14 protein-coding genes are annotated in these 17,006 nt (G+C 69.1%); 11 read left to right on the plus strand and 3 right to left on the minus strand.

Going from position 1 to position 17,006, the window contains the following annotated elements; translation table 11 throughout:
• Nucleotides 1-17: 17 nt before the first annotated feature.
• Genes Q0907_RS01440 through Q0907_RS01450 form a run of 3 tightly spaced genes read left to right on the plus strand, consistent with a single transcriptional unit; the run spans nucleotide 18 to nucleotide 7,750 of the window.
• Entirely contained in the window at nucleotides 18-6,035 is a 6,018-nt protein-coding gene (locus tag Q0907_RS01440) for an Hpt domain-containing protein (protein WP_299340819.1), read from the plus strand.
• A complete protein-coding gene (locus Q0907_RS01445; protein WP_299340821.1) occupies nucleotides 6,022-7,269 on the plus strand; it encodes a chemotaxis protein CheB in 1,248 nt (415 codons plus the stop codon). Before Q0907_RS01440 ends, Q0907_RS01445 begins: the two co-directional genes overlap by 14 nt.
• A gap of 10 nt (nucleotides 7,270-7,279) precedes the next feature.
• The gene (locus Q0907_RS01450) at nucleotides 7,280-7,750 is read left to right on the plus strand and encodes a chemotaxis protein CheW (RefSeq protein ID WP_299340823.1); all 471 of its coding nucleotides are present in this window, start codon (nucleotides 7,280-7,282) and stop codon (nucleotides 7,748-7,750) included.
• Between the two features lie 65 nt (nucleotides 7,751-7,815).
• On the opposite strand, the gene Q0907_RS01455 is transcribed toward Q0907_RS01450, so the two are convergent.
• The gene (locus tag Q0907_RS01455) at nucleotides 7,816-8,547 is read right to left on the minus strand and encodes a 16S rRNA (uracil(1498)-N(3))-methyltransferase (RefSeq protein WP_299340825.1); all 732 of its coding nucleotides are present in this window, start codon (nucleotides 8,545-8,547) and stop codon (nucleotides 7,816-7,818) included.
• Complete coding sequence (bioA, locus tag Q0907_RS01460; RefSeq protein WP_299340827.1) at nucleotides 8,538-9,938, minus strand: adenosylmethionine--8-amino-7-oxononanoate transaminase; 1,401 nt, start codon at nucleotides 9,936-9,938, stop codon at nucleotides 8,538-8,540. The genes Q0907_RS01455 and bioA overlap by 10 nt, the downstream gene beginning before the upstream one ends.
• A 74-nt stretch (nucleotides 9,939-10,012) precedes the next feature.
• On the opposite strand from bioA, the gene nudE reads away from it, so the two are divergent.
• Genes nudE through Q0907_RS01485 form a run of 5 tightly spaced genes read left to right on the plus strand, consistent with a single transcriptional unit; the run spans nucleotide 10,013 to nucleotide 12,867 of the window.
• Nucleotides 10,013-10,561, plus strand: coding sequence for an ADP compounds hydrolase NudE (gene nudE / locus Q0907_RS01465; RefSeq protein WP_299340829.1), 549 nt, complete (start codon nucleotides 10,013-10,015; stop codon nucleotides 10,559-10,561).
• Complete coding sequence (gene cysQ / locus Q0907_RS01470) at nucleotides 10,558-11,394, plus strand: 3'(2'),5'-bisphosphate nucleotidase CysQ (protein WP_299340832.1); 837 nt, start codon at nucleotides 10,558-10,560, stop codon at nucleotides 11,392-11,394. The genes nudE and cysQ overlap by 4 nt, the downstream gene beginning before the upstream one ends.
• A complete protein-coding gene (gene mazG, locus Q0907_RS01475) occupies nucleotides 11,372-12,199 on the plus strand; it encodes a nucleoside triphosphate pyrophosphohydrolase (protein ID WP_299340834.1) in 828 nt (275 codons plus the stop codon). Before cysQ ends, mazG begins: the two co-directional genes overlap by 23 nt.
• A 25-nt stretch (nucleotides 12,200-12,224) precedes the next feature.
• Nucleotides 12,225-12,548 carry a YnfA family protein gene (locus tag Q0907_RS01480; RefSeq protein ID WP_299340836.1) on the plus strand — a complete coding sequence of 108 codons (324 nt, stop codon included), beginning with the start codon at nucleotides 12,225-12,227 and terminating at the stop codon, nucleotides 12,546-12,548.
• A 16-nt stretch (nucleotides 12,549-12,564) separates the two neighbouring features.
• Nucleotides 12,565-12,867 carry a DUF962 domain-containing protein gene (locus Q0907_RS01485; protein WP_299340839.1) on the plus strand — a complete coding sequence of 101 codons (303 nt, stop codon included), beginning with the start codon at nucleotides 12,565-12,567 and terminating at the stop codon, nucleotides 12,865-12,867.
• 16 nt (nucleotides 12,868-12,883) lie between these two features.
• Here Q0907_RS01485 and Q0907_RS01490 read toward each other — a convergent pair whose 3' ends face one another.
• On the minus strand, nucleotides 12,884-13,222 hold the full coding sequence (locus Q0907_RS01490; RefSeq protein ID WP_296282759.1) for a DMT family protein: 339 nt from the start codon (nucleotides 13,220-13,222) through the stop codon (nucleotides 12,884-12,886).
• Between the two features lie 128 nt (nucleotides 13,223-13,350).
• Here Q0907_RS01490 and Q0907_RS01495 point away from each other — a divergent pair, with 128 nt between their 5' ends.
• The 3 genes from Q0907_RS01495 (at nucleotide 13,351) to Q0907_RS01505 (ending at nucleotide 17,005) form a co-directional block, all read left to right on the plus strand.
• Nucleotides 13,351-14,052 carry a response regulator transcription factor gene (locus Q0907_RS01495; protein WP_055940490.1) on the plus strand — a complete coding sequence of 234 codons (702 nt, stop codon included), beginning with the start codon at nucleotides 13,351-13,353 and terminating at the stop codon, nucleotides 14,050-14,052.
• 49 nt (nucleotides 14,053-14,101) lie between these two features.
• Nucleotides 14,102-15,373 (plus strand): HAMP domain-containing sensor histidine kinase, encoded by a 1,272-nt coding sequence (locus tag Q0907_RS01500; RefSeq protein ID WP_296282758.1) that lies wholly within the window; start codon nucleotides 14,102-14,104, stop codon nucleotides 15,371-15,373.
• Between the two features lie 96 nt (nucleotides 15,374-15,469).
• Nucleotides 15,470-17,005, plus strand: coding sequence for an efflux RND transporter periplasmic adaptor subunit (locus tag Q0907_RS01505; protein WP_299340842.1), 1,536 nt, complete (start codon nucleotides 15,470-15,472; stop codon nucleotides 17,003-17,005).
• Nucleotide 17,006: the final 1 nt, after the last annotated feature.

Genomic DNA, 17,006 nt, shown 5'->3' on the forward strand with positions numbered 1-17,006 from the left:
GCCGCGGGAGCCCGCCCATGAGCGCGCTGCGCGAAGCCATGAGCCACGCCGTGCTCGGCTGGGTGAAGCCCGAACTCGACGAGACCCTGCGCCAGGTGCGCCAGGAAATCGAGGCGTTCGTCGAGGCGCCCGCCGACACCAGCCGCATGCGCTTCTGCGCCGGCTACCTGCACCAGGTGCAGGGCACCCTGCGCATGGTGGAGTTGTATGCGCCGGCGATGGTGGCCGAGGAGCTCGAACTGCTGGCCAAGGCCTTGCAGGACGGCAGCGCAGGCGATCGCGACGAAGCATGCTCCACGCTGATGCGCGGCGCCGTGCTGTTGCCGGATTATCTGGAGCGGCTGCAGGAAGGCCATCGCGACATCCCGATCGTGCTGCTGCCGTTGCTCAACGAGATCCGCGCGGCGCGTGGCGCGTCCGGGCTCAACGAAAGCATGCTGTTCCCGCCGGGGTCGCGCGACGATGCGGCGCCAAGCGAGGCCGAGATCGACCACGCGCGCAGCAGCCTCAGTGGCCGCAACCGCGAGCTGCTCGACACCGTCGGCAATGCGGTCAAGGAAGAACTGCTGCGCGTCAAGGACGCGCTCGACCTGCACCTGCGCACCGGCAGCGACGCGCACGAACTGGAATCGCAGGTCACCGAACTGGGCAATGTCGGCGATACGCTCGGCATGATGGGCCTGGGCGTGGCCCGTGACGTGGTCATGCAGCAGCGCGACACGCTGCGCGAGGTCGTGGCCGGGACGCGTCCCGCCGACGAAGGCACGCTGCTCGACGTGGCCGGTGCCCTGCTTTATGTCGACGCATCGCTGGACGACCAGGTCGCGCGCCTGGGCAGCGGTGGCGATGCCGGCCCGGACCCCAGCGCGGCCGAGTCGCAGCGCACGGTGGAAGTGCTGGCGCAGGAAGCCATCATCAATTTCGCCGGCGCGCGCGAGCGCTTCGTCGCGTTCATCGAGACCAACTGGGATCACGCCGAACTGGCGGAGGTGCCGCGGCTGCTGGACGAAGTGGCTGGTGCCCTGCGCATGCTCGAGCTGGGCCAGGCCGGCGACTACGTGGTCGGCGTGAAGCGCTACGTCAGCGGCGAGCTGATCGGCAAGAAACGCGTACCGGGCGGCCAGCAGCTGGACACGCTGGCCGATGCGATGGCCAGCCTGGAGTACTACCTGGAGGCGCTGCGCGAGCGGCGTCCCAACCGCGAGGACATCCTCGAGATCACCCGCGGCAGCCTGGAAGCCCTGCGCTACTGGCCGCTGCCCGCCGAGACCGTCGTCGCCGAGACGCCCGCCGCCGCGCCCGCGGCCGAGGCATTGCCGGTGCCGCCACCCGCTGTCGACGCACCCGCGCTCCCGTCGTTCGGCGAGCTGTCGCTCGAGCCGGTCGATGCCGCGCCTGCACCAGCACCGCATGCCGGGGCGAACCCGTTCGATCCCGTCGGCTTCGAGGAAGCCGACAGCGTCGAGGCACCGACGATCGAAGTCGCCCCGGCAGGGGTGGAACCGACCGTCGACAGCGAAGAGGTCGCCACGGCGGATGCGCCGGCCGACGCACTGCCCGGGATGCCCGAAGCGCCCGTTGCCGTGTCGGACACCGACGCCGACGCCGACGCGCTGCCCGACCTGCGCCACGAGATCGCTGCCGCAGCGGCCGCCATGCCGGCTGCCGTCGTAGGCGGTTTCGACGGCGATACCACCGACATCGACGACGACATCCGCGAGGTGTTCCTCGAGGAATTCGACGAAGAGATCGTCAACCTCCGGCAGCTGCTGCCGGCCTGGCGCAGCAATACCGAAGACCTCGAACGCCTGCGGCCGATCCGCCGCGTCTTCCACACGCTGAAGGGCAGCGGCCGTCTGGTCGGCGCCAAGACGCTCGGCGAATTCAGCTGGAAGGTCGAGAACATGCTCAACCGCGTGCTCGACCGCACGCGCGCGCCCAGTCACGCCGTCGAAGTCCTGCTGGAGCAGGCCTGCGACGCGTTGCCCCAACTCAATGCCGCGCTGCGCGGCCAGGGCAGCGTGACGGCGGACCTGGCCGGCCTGCAGGACGTGGCAGACCGGCTGGCGGCGGGCGAAGACGCCTACTACAGCGCGGAACCGCCGGTCCTCGGCGACGAGGCCGACTTCGTCGAACCCGCCTCCGTCGCGCCGCCGGCCACCTTCGCGGACGACGCGCCAGCCGTGTTCGAGCCGGAAACCGAGGGAACCCCGGCATCGGTCGACGCCGTGCTCCGCGAAATCCTCGAGGCCGAAGTCGACAACCACCTCGATACCGTCGACCACTGGCTGCAGAAGGCCCAGATGGAGGCCACGCCGGTCAGCGAAGACCTGCTGCGCGCCATCCACACGATGAACGGTGCGCTGGCGATGGCCGACGTGCCCGAGATCACCCAGGTCACCGCGCCGGCCGAACAGTACGTCAAGCGCCTGCTGGCCGCGGGCGAAACGCCCACGCCGGAAGGTGTCGCCGCACTGGCCGATACCGCGCAGGCGATCCGCCGCAGCGTCGCCGCGTTGCAGGCTCCGTCGCCGCGCATCCCCGTGTTCGCCGCACTGGCAGGCCAGTTGCGCGCGCTGGGCGACAGCCTGCCCGATGTACGCCACGGGGCGCAGATCGTCGACGACACCCAGCAGGGCACGTACGTCGGCCAGACCACGGCCGCGCCGGTGTCGCCGTCCGACATCGAACTGGCGGCGCTCGACCTGTCGGCATACCTCGACAGCGAGACGTTGCAGGGCGCTGGCGAATCCGCTGCCGCGACGTCGCAGCAGGGCGGAGCATCCGACGACCTGTCCCTGCCTGCTTCCGACGAGCACACCGACACCCTCGCGCCGGTCGAGGCGCATGACGCGCCCACGCCCGTCGAACAGGACGTCAAGACGTTCTACGACATCGATTACCGCATCCTGCCCCGCACGCGGGCCGCGGATGTGGAGGGTGCACCGGCACCGGTCGAGGCGCTCGCCACGGATGCGCCGGCAGCCATCGAACAGACCGACATGGCCATCGGCGAGCCTGAGCTTTCGCTCGAGGCTGCCGCAGAAGGCGTCGAGCCGGCGGCCGATGAAGTGGAGCCGGTCATCACGGACGCACCGGCGCCGGCCGCCGACGAGGCAGTGCCCGGCGTCGAAGACGATGCGCTGACGGTCGATGGCGATCTGCCGGCCTTCCTCGCCGAAACCGACGGGGCGCAGGCCGCGGATGAAGGTGCCGAGGCGGCCGATGACGCCGTGCCGGCGTCGACGCCTGAAGAAGCCGCGACGGCGGACGACCTCGCCCTGACCGACATCGACGCGGCCGATGCCACGACCGCATCGGCGGGGATCGCCGACGAAGCCGAGGTTCCGACCGCAATCGAGGACGACAGCGCGATGGCGGACGATGCTGTCGAGACGGTCGATCCGTCGCACGTGCCGTCCGACGATGCCGGAATCGCTGTGGACTTCGCCGGCAGTGCCGTGACGGATGAGGCGCCTGCCTCCGATGCGATCGCCGTGGACGGGGGCGACGTGCCTGCCTCCGCGGAGGACGCCGTCGTCGAGGACACGACCGTGGCCGAAGCCGCGGATGCCGGCTTCGACGACACCGTCGAGGTGGCCGAGGCGCCGGAACCGGCGCCGCTGGATGTCGAAGCCGTTGCCTCCGTCGAAGCCGAGGAGTCTGCCGTGACCAGTGCACCCGCCGACATGCCGGAGCCGGAAGAGGCCCTCGACCTGACCGGTCTCGACCTGGACCTGGTCGAGATCTTCGTCGAGGAAGGCAACGACCTGCTCGACCACGCCGACGACCTGATCGCCAAGCTGCGTGAAACCCCGGAAGACCGCGCGCTCATCACCAGCCTGCAGCGCGACCTGCACACGCTGAAAGGCGGCGCTCGCATGGCCGGCATCCATGCCGTCGGCGACCTGGGGCATGCGATCGAGACGATGCTCGAGTCGATCGCGGGCCAGCGCACGGAGTTGGACCGCCGCGCCATCCAGTTGCTGGAACGCGGCTTCGATACGCTGCACGGGCAACTGGCCCGCGTCACCGCGCGCCGCGCGGTCTCGATCCCCGACGGCATGATCGCCGAGTTCAACGCGCGCGCCCGCGGCATCGAGCTGCCGGATGCGCCCGTCGTCCCCGACGCGCCCGCTGCGCCGATCGAACTCGCGCCGCTGTCGGCACCGATCGATACCGAGGCCGCCGCGCCGGTGGAGGAAGAGTTCTTCCCGGTGGGCCAGCAGGAACAGGTTCGCGTGCGCGCCGACCTGCTCGACCGCCTGGTCAACAACGCCGGCGAGGTAGCGATCTACCGCGCGCGCCTGGAGCAGCAGCTGGGCGCGTTCCGCGGTGCCATGGCCGAGCTCGACCGCACCAACATCCGCATGCACGACCAGCTGCGTCGTCTCGACCTGGAAACGGAAGCGCAGATCGTCGCCCGTTACCAGCGCGAGCACGACAAGCAGGATCCCACGTTCGATCCGCTGGAGCTGGACCGCTTCTCCACGCTGCAGCAGCTCAGCCGCGCGCTGGCCGAGTCGGCCGCCGACATCAGTGGCCTGCAGGGCGTGCTGGACGATCTCGCGCGCCAGTACGACAGCCTGCTGCAGCAGCAGTCGCGCGTCAGCTCGGAGCTGCAGGATGGCCTGATGCGTGCGCGCATGCTGCCGTTCGAAGGCATCGTGCCGCGCCTGCGCCGCGTGCTGCGCCAGGCGGCCACCGAGACGCACAAGCAGGTCAGCCTGCAGTTCTCCGGTACGCACGGCGAAATGGACCGCAACGTGCTGGACCGCATGACCGCGCCGCTGGAACACCTGCTGCGCAACTCCGTGGCGCATGGCCTGGAAACACCGAAGGAAAGGCGCAAGGCCGGCAAGCCGGAAGAAGGCACCGTGCACGTCGCACTGCGCCGCGAGGGATCGGAAATGGTGCTGGAGGTGTCCGACGACGGCGCCGGCCTGAACCGCGACGCCATCCGCAAGCGCGCCGAGCAGCGCGGCCTGCTGCAACCGGGCGCCGTATTGCCCGACAGCGCGCTGGACCGCCTGATCCTGGAGCCCGGCTTCAGTACCGCCGACAAGGTCAGCCAGTTGGCGGGTCGCGGCGTCGGCATGGACGTGGTCTACAACGAAGTGCGCCAGCTCGGCGGTTCGCTGGAAATCAGTTCCGTGCCCGGCAAGGGCGCCACGTTCACCCTGCGCCTGCCGCAGACGCTGGCGGTCAGCCAGGCGGTGTTCGTGCAGATCGGCGAAACGCAGTTCGCGGTGCCGGTGGCGGCGGTCAGCGGTATCGGCCGCATCAGCCACGCCCGCTTCAGCGCCGGTGCCGGCAGCTACCACTACGCCGGCGAAGACTACCCGCTGTACAACCTGGGCCATCTGGTCGGGCAGGGTGCCGCCAAGGCCGAAGGCCAGCCGCAGGTGCCGCTGCTGCTCGTGCGCTCCGGCGACCTGCGTGCCGCCGTGGCGGTGGACCAGGTGCTCGGCAACCGCGAGATCGTGGTCAAGCCGGTCGGCCCGCAGATCTCCTCCATCCCCGGCATCTACGGCGCCACGATCACCGGCGACGGCAGCGTGGTGGTGATCCTGGATGCGGCACCGCTGGTGCGCCGCCACCTGGCGCAGCCGCAGGAGCCTGCAGCGCAGGCGCCGGCGGTGGAACAGCGCCGGGTGCCGCTGGTGATGGTGGTCGACGACTCGCTGACCATGCGCAAGGTCACCAGCCGCGTGCTGGAACGCCACAACTTCGAGGTCAGCGCCGCGCGCGACGGCGTCGAAGCGCTGGAGAAGCTGGAAGAGCGCGTACCCGACCTGATGCTGCTCGATATCGAGATGCCGCGCATGGATGGCTACGAGCTGGCCACCGCGATGAAGGCCGATCCACGCTTCAAGGACGTGCCGATCGTGATGATCACCTCGCGTACCGGCGACAAGCATCGCCAGCGTGCCTTCGATATCGGCGTGCAGCGCTACCTGGGCAAGCCCTACCAGGAGCTCGATCTGATGCGCAACGTGTACGACCTGCTGGGAATCGCCCGTGTCCGTGAGTGAAGCCAAACGCGTAGCCCTGCTGGCGCGCCCGGGCGAGGCGCGCGAGCGCCTGCGCGTGGCGCTGCACGACGCCGGCGCCGAGATCGTGCTGGAAGACGACCCCAACGCCCTCGACGCCGACGCGCTCGGCAACAGTGCGCCGCAGGTGGTGCTGGTGGCGCTGGAGCCGGCCATCGAGGACAGCCTCGAGCGCTTCGACAGCGTCTTGCATGACCCGGCCGTCGCCGTGATCTTCGACGAGGCCGATCTGGCCGCCAAGCGCCAGGGCTGGGAGGCCCAGCGCTGGGCGCGCCACTTGGCTGCCAAGCTGCATGGCCATCGCGACGTGCTGCCGCCCGGTCGGGAAGAAGACGTGGGCCTGCAGCTCGAACCGGGATTGCCGGTAACGCCGGCGCAACTGCACGAAGGGGCAGAGATTTCCCTGCACGTGGAGGAAGCGGCCGACATGGCGCTGGAACTGCCGAGCGACGATTTCGCCTATACCGGCGGCCTGCAGGTACGCGAGGGGAACGAGCAGGTCGTCGACGTCGATGACTGGCTGCGCGCGGCGTCGCCGCAATCCGAATCCGACCTCCCGCAGACGCCGCCGCCGCTGCCCGAGTTGCCCGCTGCGGTTCCGCCGCCCTTGCCTGCGTCCGTGTCCAAGTCCACCTTCGATCTCTCGACCCTGGAGCTCGAACCGCTGGATGGCGCATCTGCAGGCGCGACGCGCGTGCAGGGCGCGGTGCTCGTATTCGCCGGCATCGGGGGACCCGACGCCGTGCGCAAGTTGCTGGCCGATCTCCCGACCGGCTTTCCCAAGCCGGTGATGGTGCACCTGCGCCTGGATGGCGGCCGTTACGACAATCTGGTGCGGCAGATGGAGCGGGTGTCGCACATGCCGGTGCTGCTCGCCGAAGCAGGCAAGGCCGCCGACGCCGGGCACGTCTACGTGCTGCCTGGCGACGTCGTGCCGTTCGTCGATGCCGGCGCCGTGGGCTTCCGTCCCGGCGACGCGATCCAGGCCACGATTCCCCAATTGCCGCCGGAAGACAGCGCGGTGTTGCTGCTCAGCGGCAGCGACACCGGACTGGTGGATGCGGCGGCGGCGCTCGGCAAGGAGGGTGCCCTGGTCATGGGCCAGTCGCAGGAGGGCTGCTACGACCCTGCCGCACCGAAGGCGCTGGCCGCCCGCGGCGCCGAACTGGGCACCCCCGCGCAACTCGCGCAGCGCCTGACCGACCGCTGGTTCTGAAGGACACACGATGGCCCATTCCAACGACGAAATCCGCGGCGTCCTGATCCAGGCGGGCGAGTACCGGTTGCTGCTGCCCAATGCCACCGTGGCGGAAGTGCTGACACGCGCGCCGGTCGAGCCGGTTGCCGACATGCCCGGCTGGTTGCCGGGACGGATCGACTGGCACGGCTGGGCCGTGCCGCTGGTCGCCTTCGGGCGCCTGACCGGCAACGCGAGCGAGCCGGTCGCGCTGAACAGCAAGATCGTCGTGCTCAAGGCGTTGAGCGGCGACAAGGATCGCCCGTACTTCGCCCTGCTGACGCCGTCCTTCCCGCGGCTGGTGTCGGTACCGCGCGACGGCCTGCTGGCCGATGCGACCGAGGAGGATCTCCCCGTCGGGGTGAAAGTCCGCGTGCTGCTCGGTGATGAAGCCGCCGTACTGCCCGACCTGGAAGTGGTCGAAACGATGATCGGCGACGCGCTGGCCAGCGTGGCCTGACGTACCCCGCTATCTGCAGGAGCGGCCCTGGGCCGCGCCTGAAGTTTTCTCGTCGGCGTGGCTTCTTACAGGTCGCCGAAGCGCGACTGCAGTGCGGCGATGGCGGCGAGCCCGGCCGTTTCGGTGCGCAGGATGCGCGGGCCGAGACGGAGCCCGATGAAGCCCGCCGCCGACAGCGTGTCGCGATCGCGCGGCGACCAGCCGCCTTCCGGCCCGATCGCGACCACGACCGCAGCTGCATCGATCTTCACCGTGGCCAGCGACACGTCGCCGGTCGGGTCCAGCGTCAGCTTCGTCGTCCCATGATCGACCGCCTGTGCCGCGTCGCCCAGCGCCGTGGGTACCGCCAGCGACGGCAGGCGCGCACGGCCGCTCTGTTCGCAGGCCGAGGCGATGACGCTGCGCCAGTGCGCCATGCGCTTTTCCGTGCGCTCGGCATCGAGCTTCACTTCGGTGCGCTCGGCCATCACCGGGATGACCGAGGCCACGCCCAGCTCGGTCGCCTTCTGCAGGATCAGGTCCATCTTCTCGCCGCGCGCGATGCCCTGCAGCAGGCTGACGCGCAGCGGCGACTCGTTGTCGACGTCATGCGCACCGACCACGTCGGCCAGTACGCCCCGCTTGCTGATCGCGGCGATGCGCGCGTCGTAGTCGCGTCCGTCGCCATTGAACAACACGCAGCCGTCGCCCTCGCGCAGGCGCAGTACGCGGGCAAGATGGTTGGCTGAGGCGTCGGGCAGGGCGATCGACGTGCCGACCGCCAGGCCGGCATCGACGTGGCAGCGGGTCAGTCGCATGACGTGGCCTCGTCGATGGCGTGGCGGGTGACGTCGGCGAGGAGTTGCAGGGCATCCTCGTCCACGCAGTAGGGCGGCATCCAGTACAGCACGTCGCCCAAGGGGCGCAGCACCACGCCGCGTGCGAGCGCGGCCCGGTACGCCTTCAGCCCGATACGTGCCGCGGCGGGGAAGGGTGTCGCCTTGTCGCCGTCCTGGGTGAGTTCGAACGCGAGCATCATGCCGGCCTGTCGCACGTCGGCCACATGCCGGTGCGACGCCAGCGGTGCGGCGAGCGCGGCCATCGCGTGGGCCGTGCGGCGGTTGCGCGCCAGCACGTCGTCGCTGCGGAAGATGTCCAGCGATGCCAGCGCAGCGGCGCAAGCCAGGGGATTGCCGGTATAGCTGTGCGAATGCAGGAACGCGCGTTCGCGCGAATCGTCCAGGAAGCCATCGTAGAGCGCCTGGGTGGCCAGCACCGCGGCCAGCGGCAGGAAGCCGCCGGTCAATCCCTTCGACAGGCACAGCAGGTCGGGCAGCACGCCGCTCTGTTCGCTGGCGAACAGCGTGCCGGTACGCCCGAAGCCGACCGCGATCTCGTCGGCGATCAGGAACGCGCCGCTGGCATCGCACAGTTCACGAACGCGAGTCAGGTAGTCGGCGTGGTGCATGCGCATGCCGCCCGCGCACTGCACGCGTGGCTCGACGATCACGGCACAGACCTCGCCCGCATGCTGCTCCAGCAGCCTGCCCAGCGCGTCGGCAGCACGCGCGGCGCAGTCGGCCGGCGATTCCCCGGGGTGCGCCAGGTAGGCATCGGGCGAGGGCGCGAACACGGCCTCCGTCAACAACGGCGCATACACGCGGCGGTACAGCGGAATGTCGCCGACCGCGAGCGCGCCGAGCGTTTCGCCGTGGTAGCCGTTTTCCAGCGCGATGAACTTCGTGCGCCGGTGGTCGCCGCGGTTGTGGAACCAGTGGAACGCCATCTTCAGCGCCACTTCCACGCCGGACGAACCGTTGTCCGCGTAGAAAACCTTGGCCAGCGGCGCGCGACCCGCCTGCCGCGGCGCCACCGCCAGCAGCCGTTCGGCCAGTTCGATCGCCGGCGCATGGGTGAAGCCGGCCAGCATCACCTGTTCGAGTACGCCGGCCTGGGCCGCGATGGCGGCACTGATCCTAGGCTCGGCGTGGCCGAACAGGTTGGTCCACCAGCTGCTCACCGCGTCCAGGTAGCGCGATCCGTCTTGGCCGATGAGCCACGCGCCCTCGCCCCGGGCGATCGGGACCAGCGGCAAGGTGTGCGGGTGTTCACGCATCTGCGTGCAGGGATGCCACAGCACGGACAGATCACGGGCACGCCAGTGGTCCGCCTCTGCTAGCATTCCCGCTTGATGATCCTGTTGTCGCATCCCCCCATGATATCGGGCACCACCCCCTGCCGTCGCCACGCTCCGCGTGGAACGGGCGGAACGTGCGCCGTCGCATGAGCCGCCTTCCCACCATCCATGGGATCACCCAGCGCGCCGACGGGCCGGATCGCCACGTCGAAGAGCTGGACCTGGAGTTCAGTAACGGCGAGCGCCGCCGCTACCACCGCCTGCGCTCGCAGGGCCATGGCGCCGTGGTGGTGGTGCCGATGCAGGACGACGACACGGTGCTGCTGGTGCGCGAGTACGCCGCCGGCATGCACCGCTACGAACTGGGCTTGGTGAAGGGCCGGATCGATGCGGGCGAGACGCCCGAACAGGCCGCGGACCGCGAGCTGAAGGAAGAAGCCGGTTTCGGCGCGCACCGCTTGGACGTGCTGCGCGCCCTGACCCTGGCGCCCACCTACATGAGCCACCAGTCCTGGCTGGTGGTGGCGAGAGACCTGTACCCCGAGCGCCTGCCGGGGGATGAACCCGAGGAGTTGGAAGTAGTGCCCTGGAAGTTGCAAGACCTCGACCAGCTGATGCTGCGCGAGGATTTTTCGGAAGGCCGTTCGCTTGCGGCGTTGTTCATCGCCCGCGAATGGTTGAAAGAGCGGACATGAGCCGCATGACCGCAGACCTGCACGAAGCCGTCATCGTCATCGCCCGCGAAGCGGGCCTCGCCATCATGGCGGTGTACGAGAACGCCATCGACGTGCAGCACAAGAGCGACGACAGCCCGCTGACCGCCGCCGACATGGCCGCCCACCAGGTGATCATCGACGGCCTGCGCCGCCTGACCCCGCAATGGCCTGTGTTGTCCGAGGAAGCCGCCGACGTCCCGTGGGCCGAGCGCAGCCAGTGGCCGACCTACTGGCTGGTGGATCCGCTCGACGGCACGCGCGAGTTCATCAAGCGCAACGGCGAATTCACCGTCAACATCGCACTGATCGAGCAGAACGAGCCCATCTTCGGCGTGGTCCATGCGCCGGTCGGCGGCGAGACATGGCACGCGCGGCAGGGGCGGAACGCCTACCGCCGCGTCGGCGACGTGGATGCGCAGATCCGCACGCGGGCGCCGGCCACCGGCACGCTGAAAGTGGCGGCCAGCCGGTCCCATCGCGACGCGCGCACGCAGGCCTTCCTCGACGGCATGGGGACGATCGAAGACGTCGCGCTCGGTTCCTCGCTCAAGTTCTGCCGCATCGCCGAAGGTGCCCTGGACGTCTATCCGCGTTTCGGACCGACCAGCGAGTGGGATACCGCCGCCGCGCAATGCGTGCTGGAATCCGCGGGCGGCGCACTGCTGGCGCCGGATGGCCGTGCGTTCCGCTACAACCGCCGCGAGACGCTGCTCAATGGCGACTTCGTTGCGCTGGGCGACATGACGCTGCCATGGCGCACGTGGCTGGCGCTGGCGCAGGACGACGCGAATGGGCACGCCCGCATCGCCTGACGGCGACATCGCGCGGCTGTTGGCCATCATGGCCCGGCTGCGCGATCCCGATGGCGGTTGCCCCTGGGACCTGGAGCAGGATTTTTCCACCATCGCGCCGTACACGGTGGAAGAAGCCTACGAAGTCGCCGACGCGATCGACCGGCACGACCTGCCGGCCCTGAAGGACGAGCTTGGCGACCTGCTGCTGCAGGTCGTCTTCCATGCGCAGATGGCGCAGGAGCAGGGCGCCTTCGCGTTCGGCGATGTCGTCGCCGCCATCTGCGACAAGATGGTGCGCCGCCATCCGCATGTATTCGGCGAGGCCTCGTTCGCCGATGCCGAGGCGCAGACCGTCAACTGGGAGGCCATCAAGGCCGCCGAACGGAAGGCCGCCGGCGAGGAAGATGCATCCGCATTGGCCGGCGTGTCGCGCGGGCTGCCGGAATGGCAGCGCGCAGTGAAGCTGCAGGCGCGTGCGGCGCGCGTGGGTTTCGACTGGCCGGGCACCGCGCCGGTGATCGACAAGCTGCACGAAGAGATCGACGAAGTCCGCGTCGAGCTCGCCGCCGCACCCTCGCCGGAGCGCGATGCGCGGCTGGAGGACGAGATCGGCGACCTGCTGTTCGTCGCCGCCAACCTCGCCCGGCACGCGAAGGTGGATGTCGGCAGCGCGCTGCGCCGGGCCAACCTGAAGTTCGAACGCCGCTTCCGCGCGATGGAGGCGATCGCCGCCGCGGAAGGCACCACGATGTCCGCGCTGGACCTCGAAGCACAGGAAGCGCTGTGGACGCGGGTGAAAGCCACGGAGCGGAACCCGGTGTGACCCGCGCCTGCGTTAGGCTTGCCGCATGAAGACCCTGCTGCTGTTCCTCGTCACCGCGGTGGCCGAGATCATCGGCTGCTATCTGCCGTACCTGTGGCTGCGCAAGGGCGGCAGCGCCTGGCTGCTGGTGCCGGCCGCGGCGAGCCTGGCATTGTTCGCCTGGTTGTTGACGCTGCACCCCACGGCCTCGGGCCGCGTCTACGCCGCGTATGGCGGCGTCTACATCACGACGGCGATCTTCTGGCTGTGGGCGGTCGATGCCGTGAAGCCGACGCGCTGGGACCTGCTGGGCGCCGGCTTGTGCCTGGCCGGCATGGCGGTGATCATGTTCTCGCCACGCGCCGCCTGACCTTGTGGGAGGGGACATGAGCCGCTTCGCCAGCTTCCGCGAGTTCTATCCGTTCTATCTCGACGAGCACAGCAATCGCACGTCGCGGCGCCTGCACTTCATCGGCAGCTGCGGTGTGCTGGCGCTGCTGGCGATGGCCATCGTCGAGCGCAACGCGTGGTGGCTGCTCGCCGCGTTGTTCTGCGGCTATGGCTTCGCCTGGATCGGCCACTTCTTCTTCGAGAAGAACCGGCCCGCAACCTTCAAGCATCCGTTCTATTCCTTCGCCGGCGACTGGGTGATGTTCAAGGACATCCTCACCGGCAAGATCCGGTTCTGATCCTCTTCCTACAGGTTCATTCGTAGAACATCAGGAACGCCGCACCCACGATCAGGGCAAAGGCAGCGTAGTGGTTCCACTTCAGCGGCTGGCCCAGATACCAGGTGCTGAAGCCGGCGAAGACCAGCAGGGTCAGGACCTCCTGGATGGTCTTCAGCTGCACGACCGAGTACACCGTGCTGCCCATCCGGTTGGCCGGCACCATCAGGGTGTACTCGAAGAACGCGATGCCCCAGCTGGCCAGGATCGCCACGAACAGCGGCGAGGACTTGTACTTCAGGTGCCCATACCAGGCGAACGTCATGAAAACGTTGGAGGCCAGCAGCAGGAAAAGGGGCAGGATGCGGTCGATCATGGCAAGGCCGTCGGGAGGGGAGCGCGAAGCGTAATGCCAACTGCCGGCTGAATGGAGAGGGCGTCTTCACGCGGTGTCTACCGGTGGCCCGGTAGCTTCACAAACCTGAAGCCTCTCAAGGAGTTGTCATGCGACACAGTCAGGAAACCGCGGGTCTGGTGCTGGTGGTGGAAGACAACCGCAACATTTCCGAGATGATCGGGGAATATCTGGAAGGCCGCGGCTTTGAAGTCGACTACGCCACTGACGGCCTGGACGGGTATCGCCTGGCGGTGGAGAACAGCTACGACGTGCTGGTGCTGGACCTGATGCTGCCGCGGCTGGACGGCATGGAAGTCTGCAAGCGCCTGCGCACCGAGGCACGCAAGTCCACGCCGGTGCTGATGCTGACCGCGCGCGACACGCTGGACGACAAGCTGACCGGCCTGAGTTCCGGTGCGGACGACTACCTGACCAAGCCGTTCGCGATCCAGGAACTGGAAGCGCGCCTGCGCGCGCTGATCCGCCGCGAACGGCGCCAGGTGGGAGCCGAGGTGCTGAAGGTCGCCGACCTGGTGCTGGACCCGGTCAGCATGCGTGCCACGCGCGGCGGCACCGAGCTGATGCTCTCGCCCATCGGCCTGCGCCTGCTGACCATCCTTATGCGCGAATCGCCGCGGGTGGTGACGCGCCAGGAGATCGAGCGCGAGATCTGGGGCAATGGCCTGCCCGATTCGGACACGCTGCGCAGCCACCTCTACAACCTGCGCAAGGTGATCGACAAACCGTTCGACAAGCCGCTGCTGCACACCGTGCAGAGCGCGGGCTACCGCATCGCCGACATCGGCTGACCGGACCGTCGGCGCGCGGCATCTTCCTGCCTCCGCCCGACGACTGCCCATGCGCCACGGCCTGCCCCGCAAACTCAGGATCGCCTTCATCCTGCAGGCCGTCATGGTCAGCCTGGCCATCGTGCTGGGCGTGTACGTGATCTCCGCGGTCATCAAGCACAGCCTGATGAACACCGCGCTGCAGGAAGAGGCCGGGCACTTCTGGGAGCTCTACAGCGCCAGTACCGCGCAGCCGCCACCGAACACCTTCAACCTGCGCGGCTACCTGGTGCTGAAGGGGCACTCCAACCTAGTGCTGCCGGAAAACCTGCGCGATCTCCGTCCGGGCTTCCACGAATTGAAGGACGACGACCTGCTGGTGCTCGTCGACGAGCAACCGCAGGGCCGCCTGTACCTGGTGTTCCTGCGTTCGCAGGCCGAGCGTCTGGCCTTCTACTTCGGCACCGTGCCGATCATCATGACCCTGGTGGCCATCTACCTGGTGTCGTGGCTGACCTACCGCGCCTCCAAACGCCTGGTGTCGCCGGTCAGTTGGCTGGCACGGCAGGTGGCGGAATGGGATCCGCGCCGCCCGGATGTCAGCGCGCTGGCGCCCGAACGCCTGCCGAGCGACGTGCAGGGTGAGGCCCGCCAGCTGGCCTCGGCGCTGCACGGCCTGGCCCAGCGCGTCACCGCGCATGTGGCGCGCGAGCGCGATTTCACCCGCGACGCCAGTCATGAACTGCGCACGCCGCTGACCGTCATCCGCGTGGCCACCGACATGGGCATGGCGGAAGATGCGCCGCCACGCGTGGCCCGCGCCCTGCAGCGCATCCAGCGCGCCGGCCGCGACATGGAGGCGGTGATCGATGCCTTCCTGATCCTCGCGCGCGAAGCCGAGGTTGAACCGCAGAGCGAAGACTTCGACGTGGCCGACATCGTCATGGACGAGGCCGAAAACGCACGCACGCTCCTGCTCAACAAGCCGGTCGACCTGGAGGTCACGCTGCACGCGCGCCCGCGGCTGCATGCGCCGCCGCGGGTGTTCCAGGTCGTGGTCAGCAACCTGCTGCGCAATGCCTGCGCCTACACCGACCGCGGCCGCATCGACGTGCTGCTGGAGCCCGACCGGGTGGTCGTGCGGGACAGCGGCATCGGCATGTCGGCCGAGTCGATGACCCGCGTGTTCGAACCTTTCTATCGTGCCGACCCCTCGCGTCCGCACGGCAGCGGACTGGGCCTGTCCATCGTCAGCCGGCTGTGCGAACGCTTCGGCTGGAAGATCGAGCTGGACAGCGAGCTGGGGCGCGGCACCACGGCCACGATCCGCTTCGTTCCGTAAGCTATACGGGAACCGATCGGTACCGCACGCTGTCAACGCCGCGGCCTCCGGCGCGTTCCCCCTTCCGACTCCCCCTCTTCCGAGCCGACTCACTGCATGAGCCAGCCTGCACGCACTGCCCCCCGCAAGCCTTCCCCGTTGCCCAGGATCCTGGTTGGGGTCGCCGTCATCGCCCTCGTCGGTGCGGGCGCCTGGTACTGGACCTCGCGCAAGGCCGAGGGTGCCGAGAGCGCCTATCGCACCGCCACCATCGAACGCGGCGACATCCGCGTGGCCATCTCGGCCACCGGCACGCTGAGCGCCATCTCCACCGTGACCGTCGGCAGCCAGATCTCCGGCCAGGTCACCGACGTGCTGGTGGATTACAACAGCGAGGTCAAGAAGGGCGAGGTGCTGGCACGCATCGATCCGAGCACGTACGAAGCCCAGATCGAACAGGGCAATGCCCAGATCGCCAACGCGCAGGCCAGCCTGAAGCAGGCGCAGGCCACGCTGGCGAACGCCGAACTCGATTACACCCGCAAGGCCGACCTCGGCCGACAGAAGCTGGTCGCGCAGAGCGACGTCGACCTGGCGCGCGCGTCGCGCGACCAGGCACGCGCGCAGGTCAATGCGGCGCAGGCGCAGATCCGCCAGCAGACGGCGTCCACGCAGACCACCCGCGTCAACCTCGACCGTACCGTCATCCGCTCGCCGGTGGATGGCGTGGTGCTGACGCGCACCATCGAGCCGGGCCAGACCGTGGCCGCCAGCCTGCAGGCGCCGGAGCTGTTCACCATCGCCGAAGACCTGTCGAAGATGAAGATCGAGCTGGCTGTCGACGAGGCCGACATCGGCCAGGTCAAGGTGGGACAGGCGGTGTCCTTCACCGTCGACGCGTTCGCCGACCGCCAGTTCCGTGGCGAGGTTCAACAAGTGCGCCTGTCCGCCACCACCACCAGCAACGTGGTGACCTATCCGGTGGTCGTCAGCGTGGACAACAGCGACGGCACGCTGCTGCCCGGGCTGACCGTCAACGCCGAGATCGAGGTCAGCAAGCGCGACGACATCCTCAAGGTGTCCAACGCCGCGCTGCGCTACAAGCCGACCGGCGAGCAGGCCAACGCCTCCGCGACGGCGCAGGCGGCGCCCCAGGGTGGGCAGAACCGCGGTGGCGGCATCAGCGACGACCTCGTGCGCGTTGCAGGAAGCCTGCAGCTGAAGCCCGGGCAGCAGGCCGCCTTCGATGCGGCACTGACGGCGTTGCGCGAACGCCAGGCGGCGCGCATGGCACAGGCGCAGCAGCGCGGGGGTGCCAGCATGTTCGGGGGACCGGGCGGCGGCCCGCGTTCGGGTGGAAATGCGGGGGGCGGCGGCGCGATGCAGGCGCAGATGCGCCAGCGCATGGCCGAACGCATGCAGCAGGATTTCGCCCCGTTCCGCGCCACCCTGGATGACGCGCAGAAGCAGCGCTGGGATGGCGAGCTGCGCACATTGCTCACGGCCAAGCGCGCGCCCGTCTACAAGCTGGTCGACGGCAAGCCGGAGATGGTGCAGGTGCGCGTGGGTGCCAGCGACGGCACCAGCACGGAAGTATCCGGCCCGGTGAAGGAAGGCGACGTGGTGGTCGTGGGCGAGCGCGCGAAGGAATGAG

The organism is uncultured Pseudoxanthomonas sp. (assembly GCF_947498795.1).
Lineage (GTDB): Bacteria > Pseudomonadota > Gammaproteobacteria > Xanthomonadales > Xanthomonadaceae > Pseudoxanthomonas_A.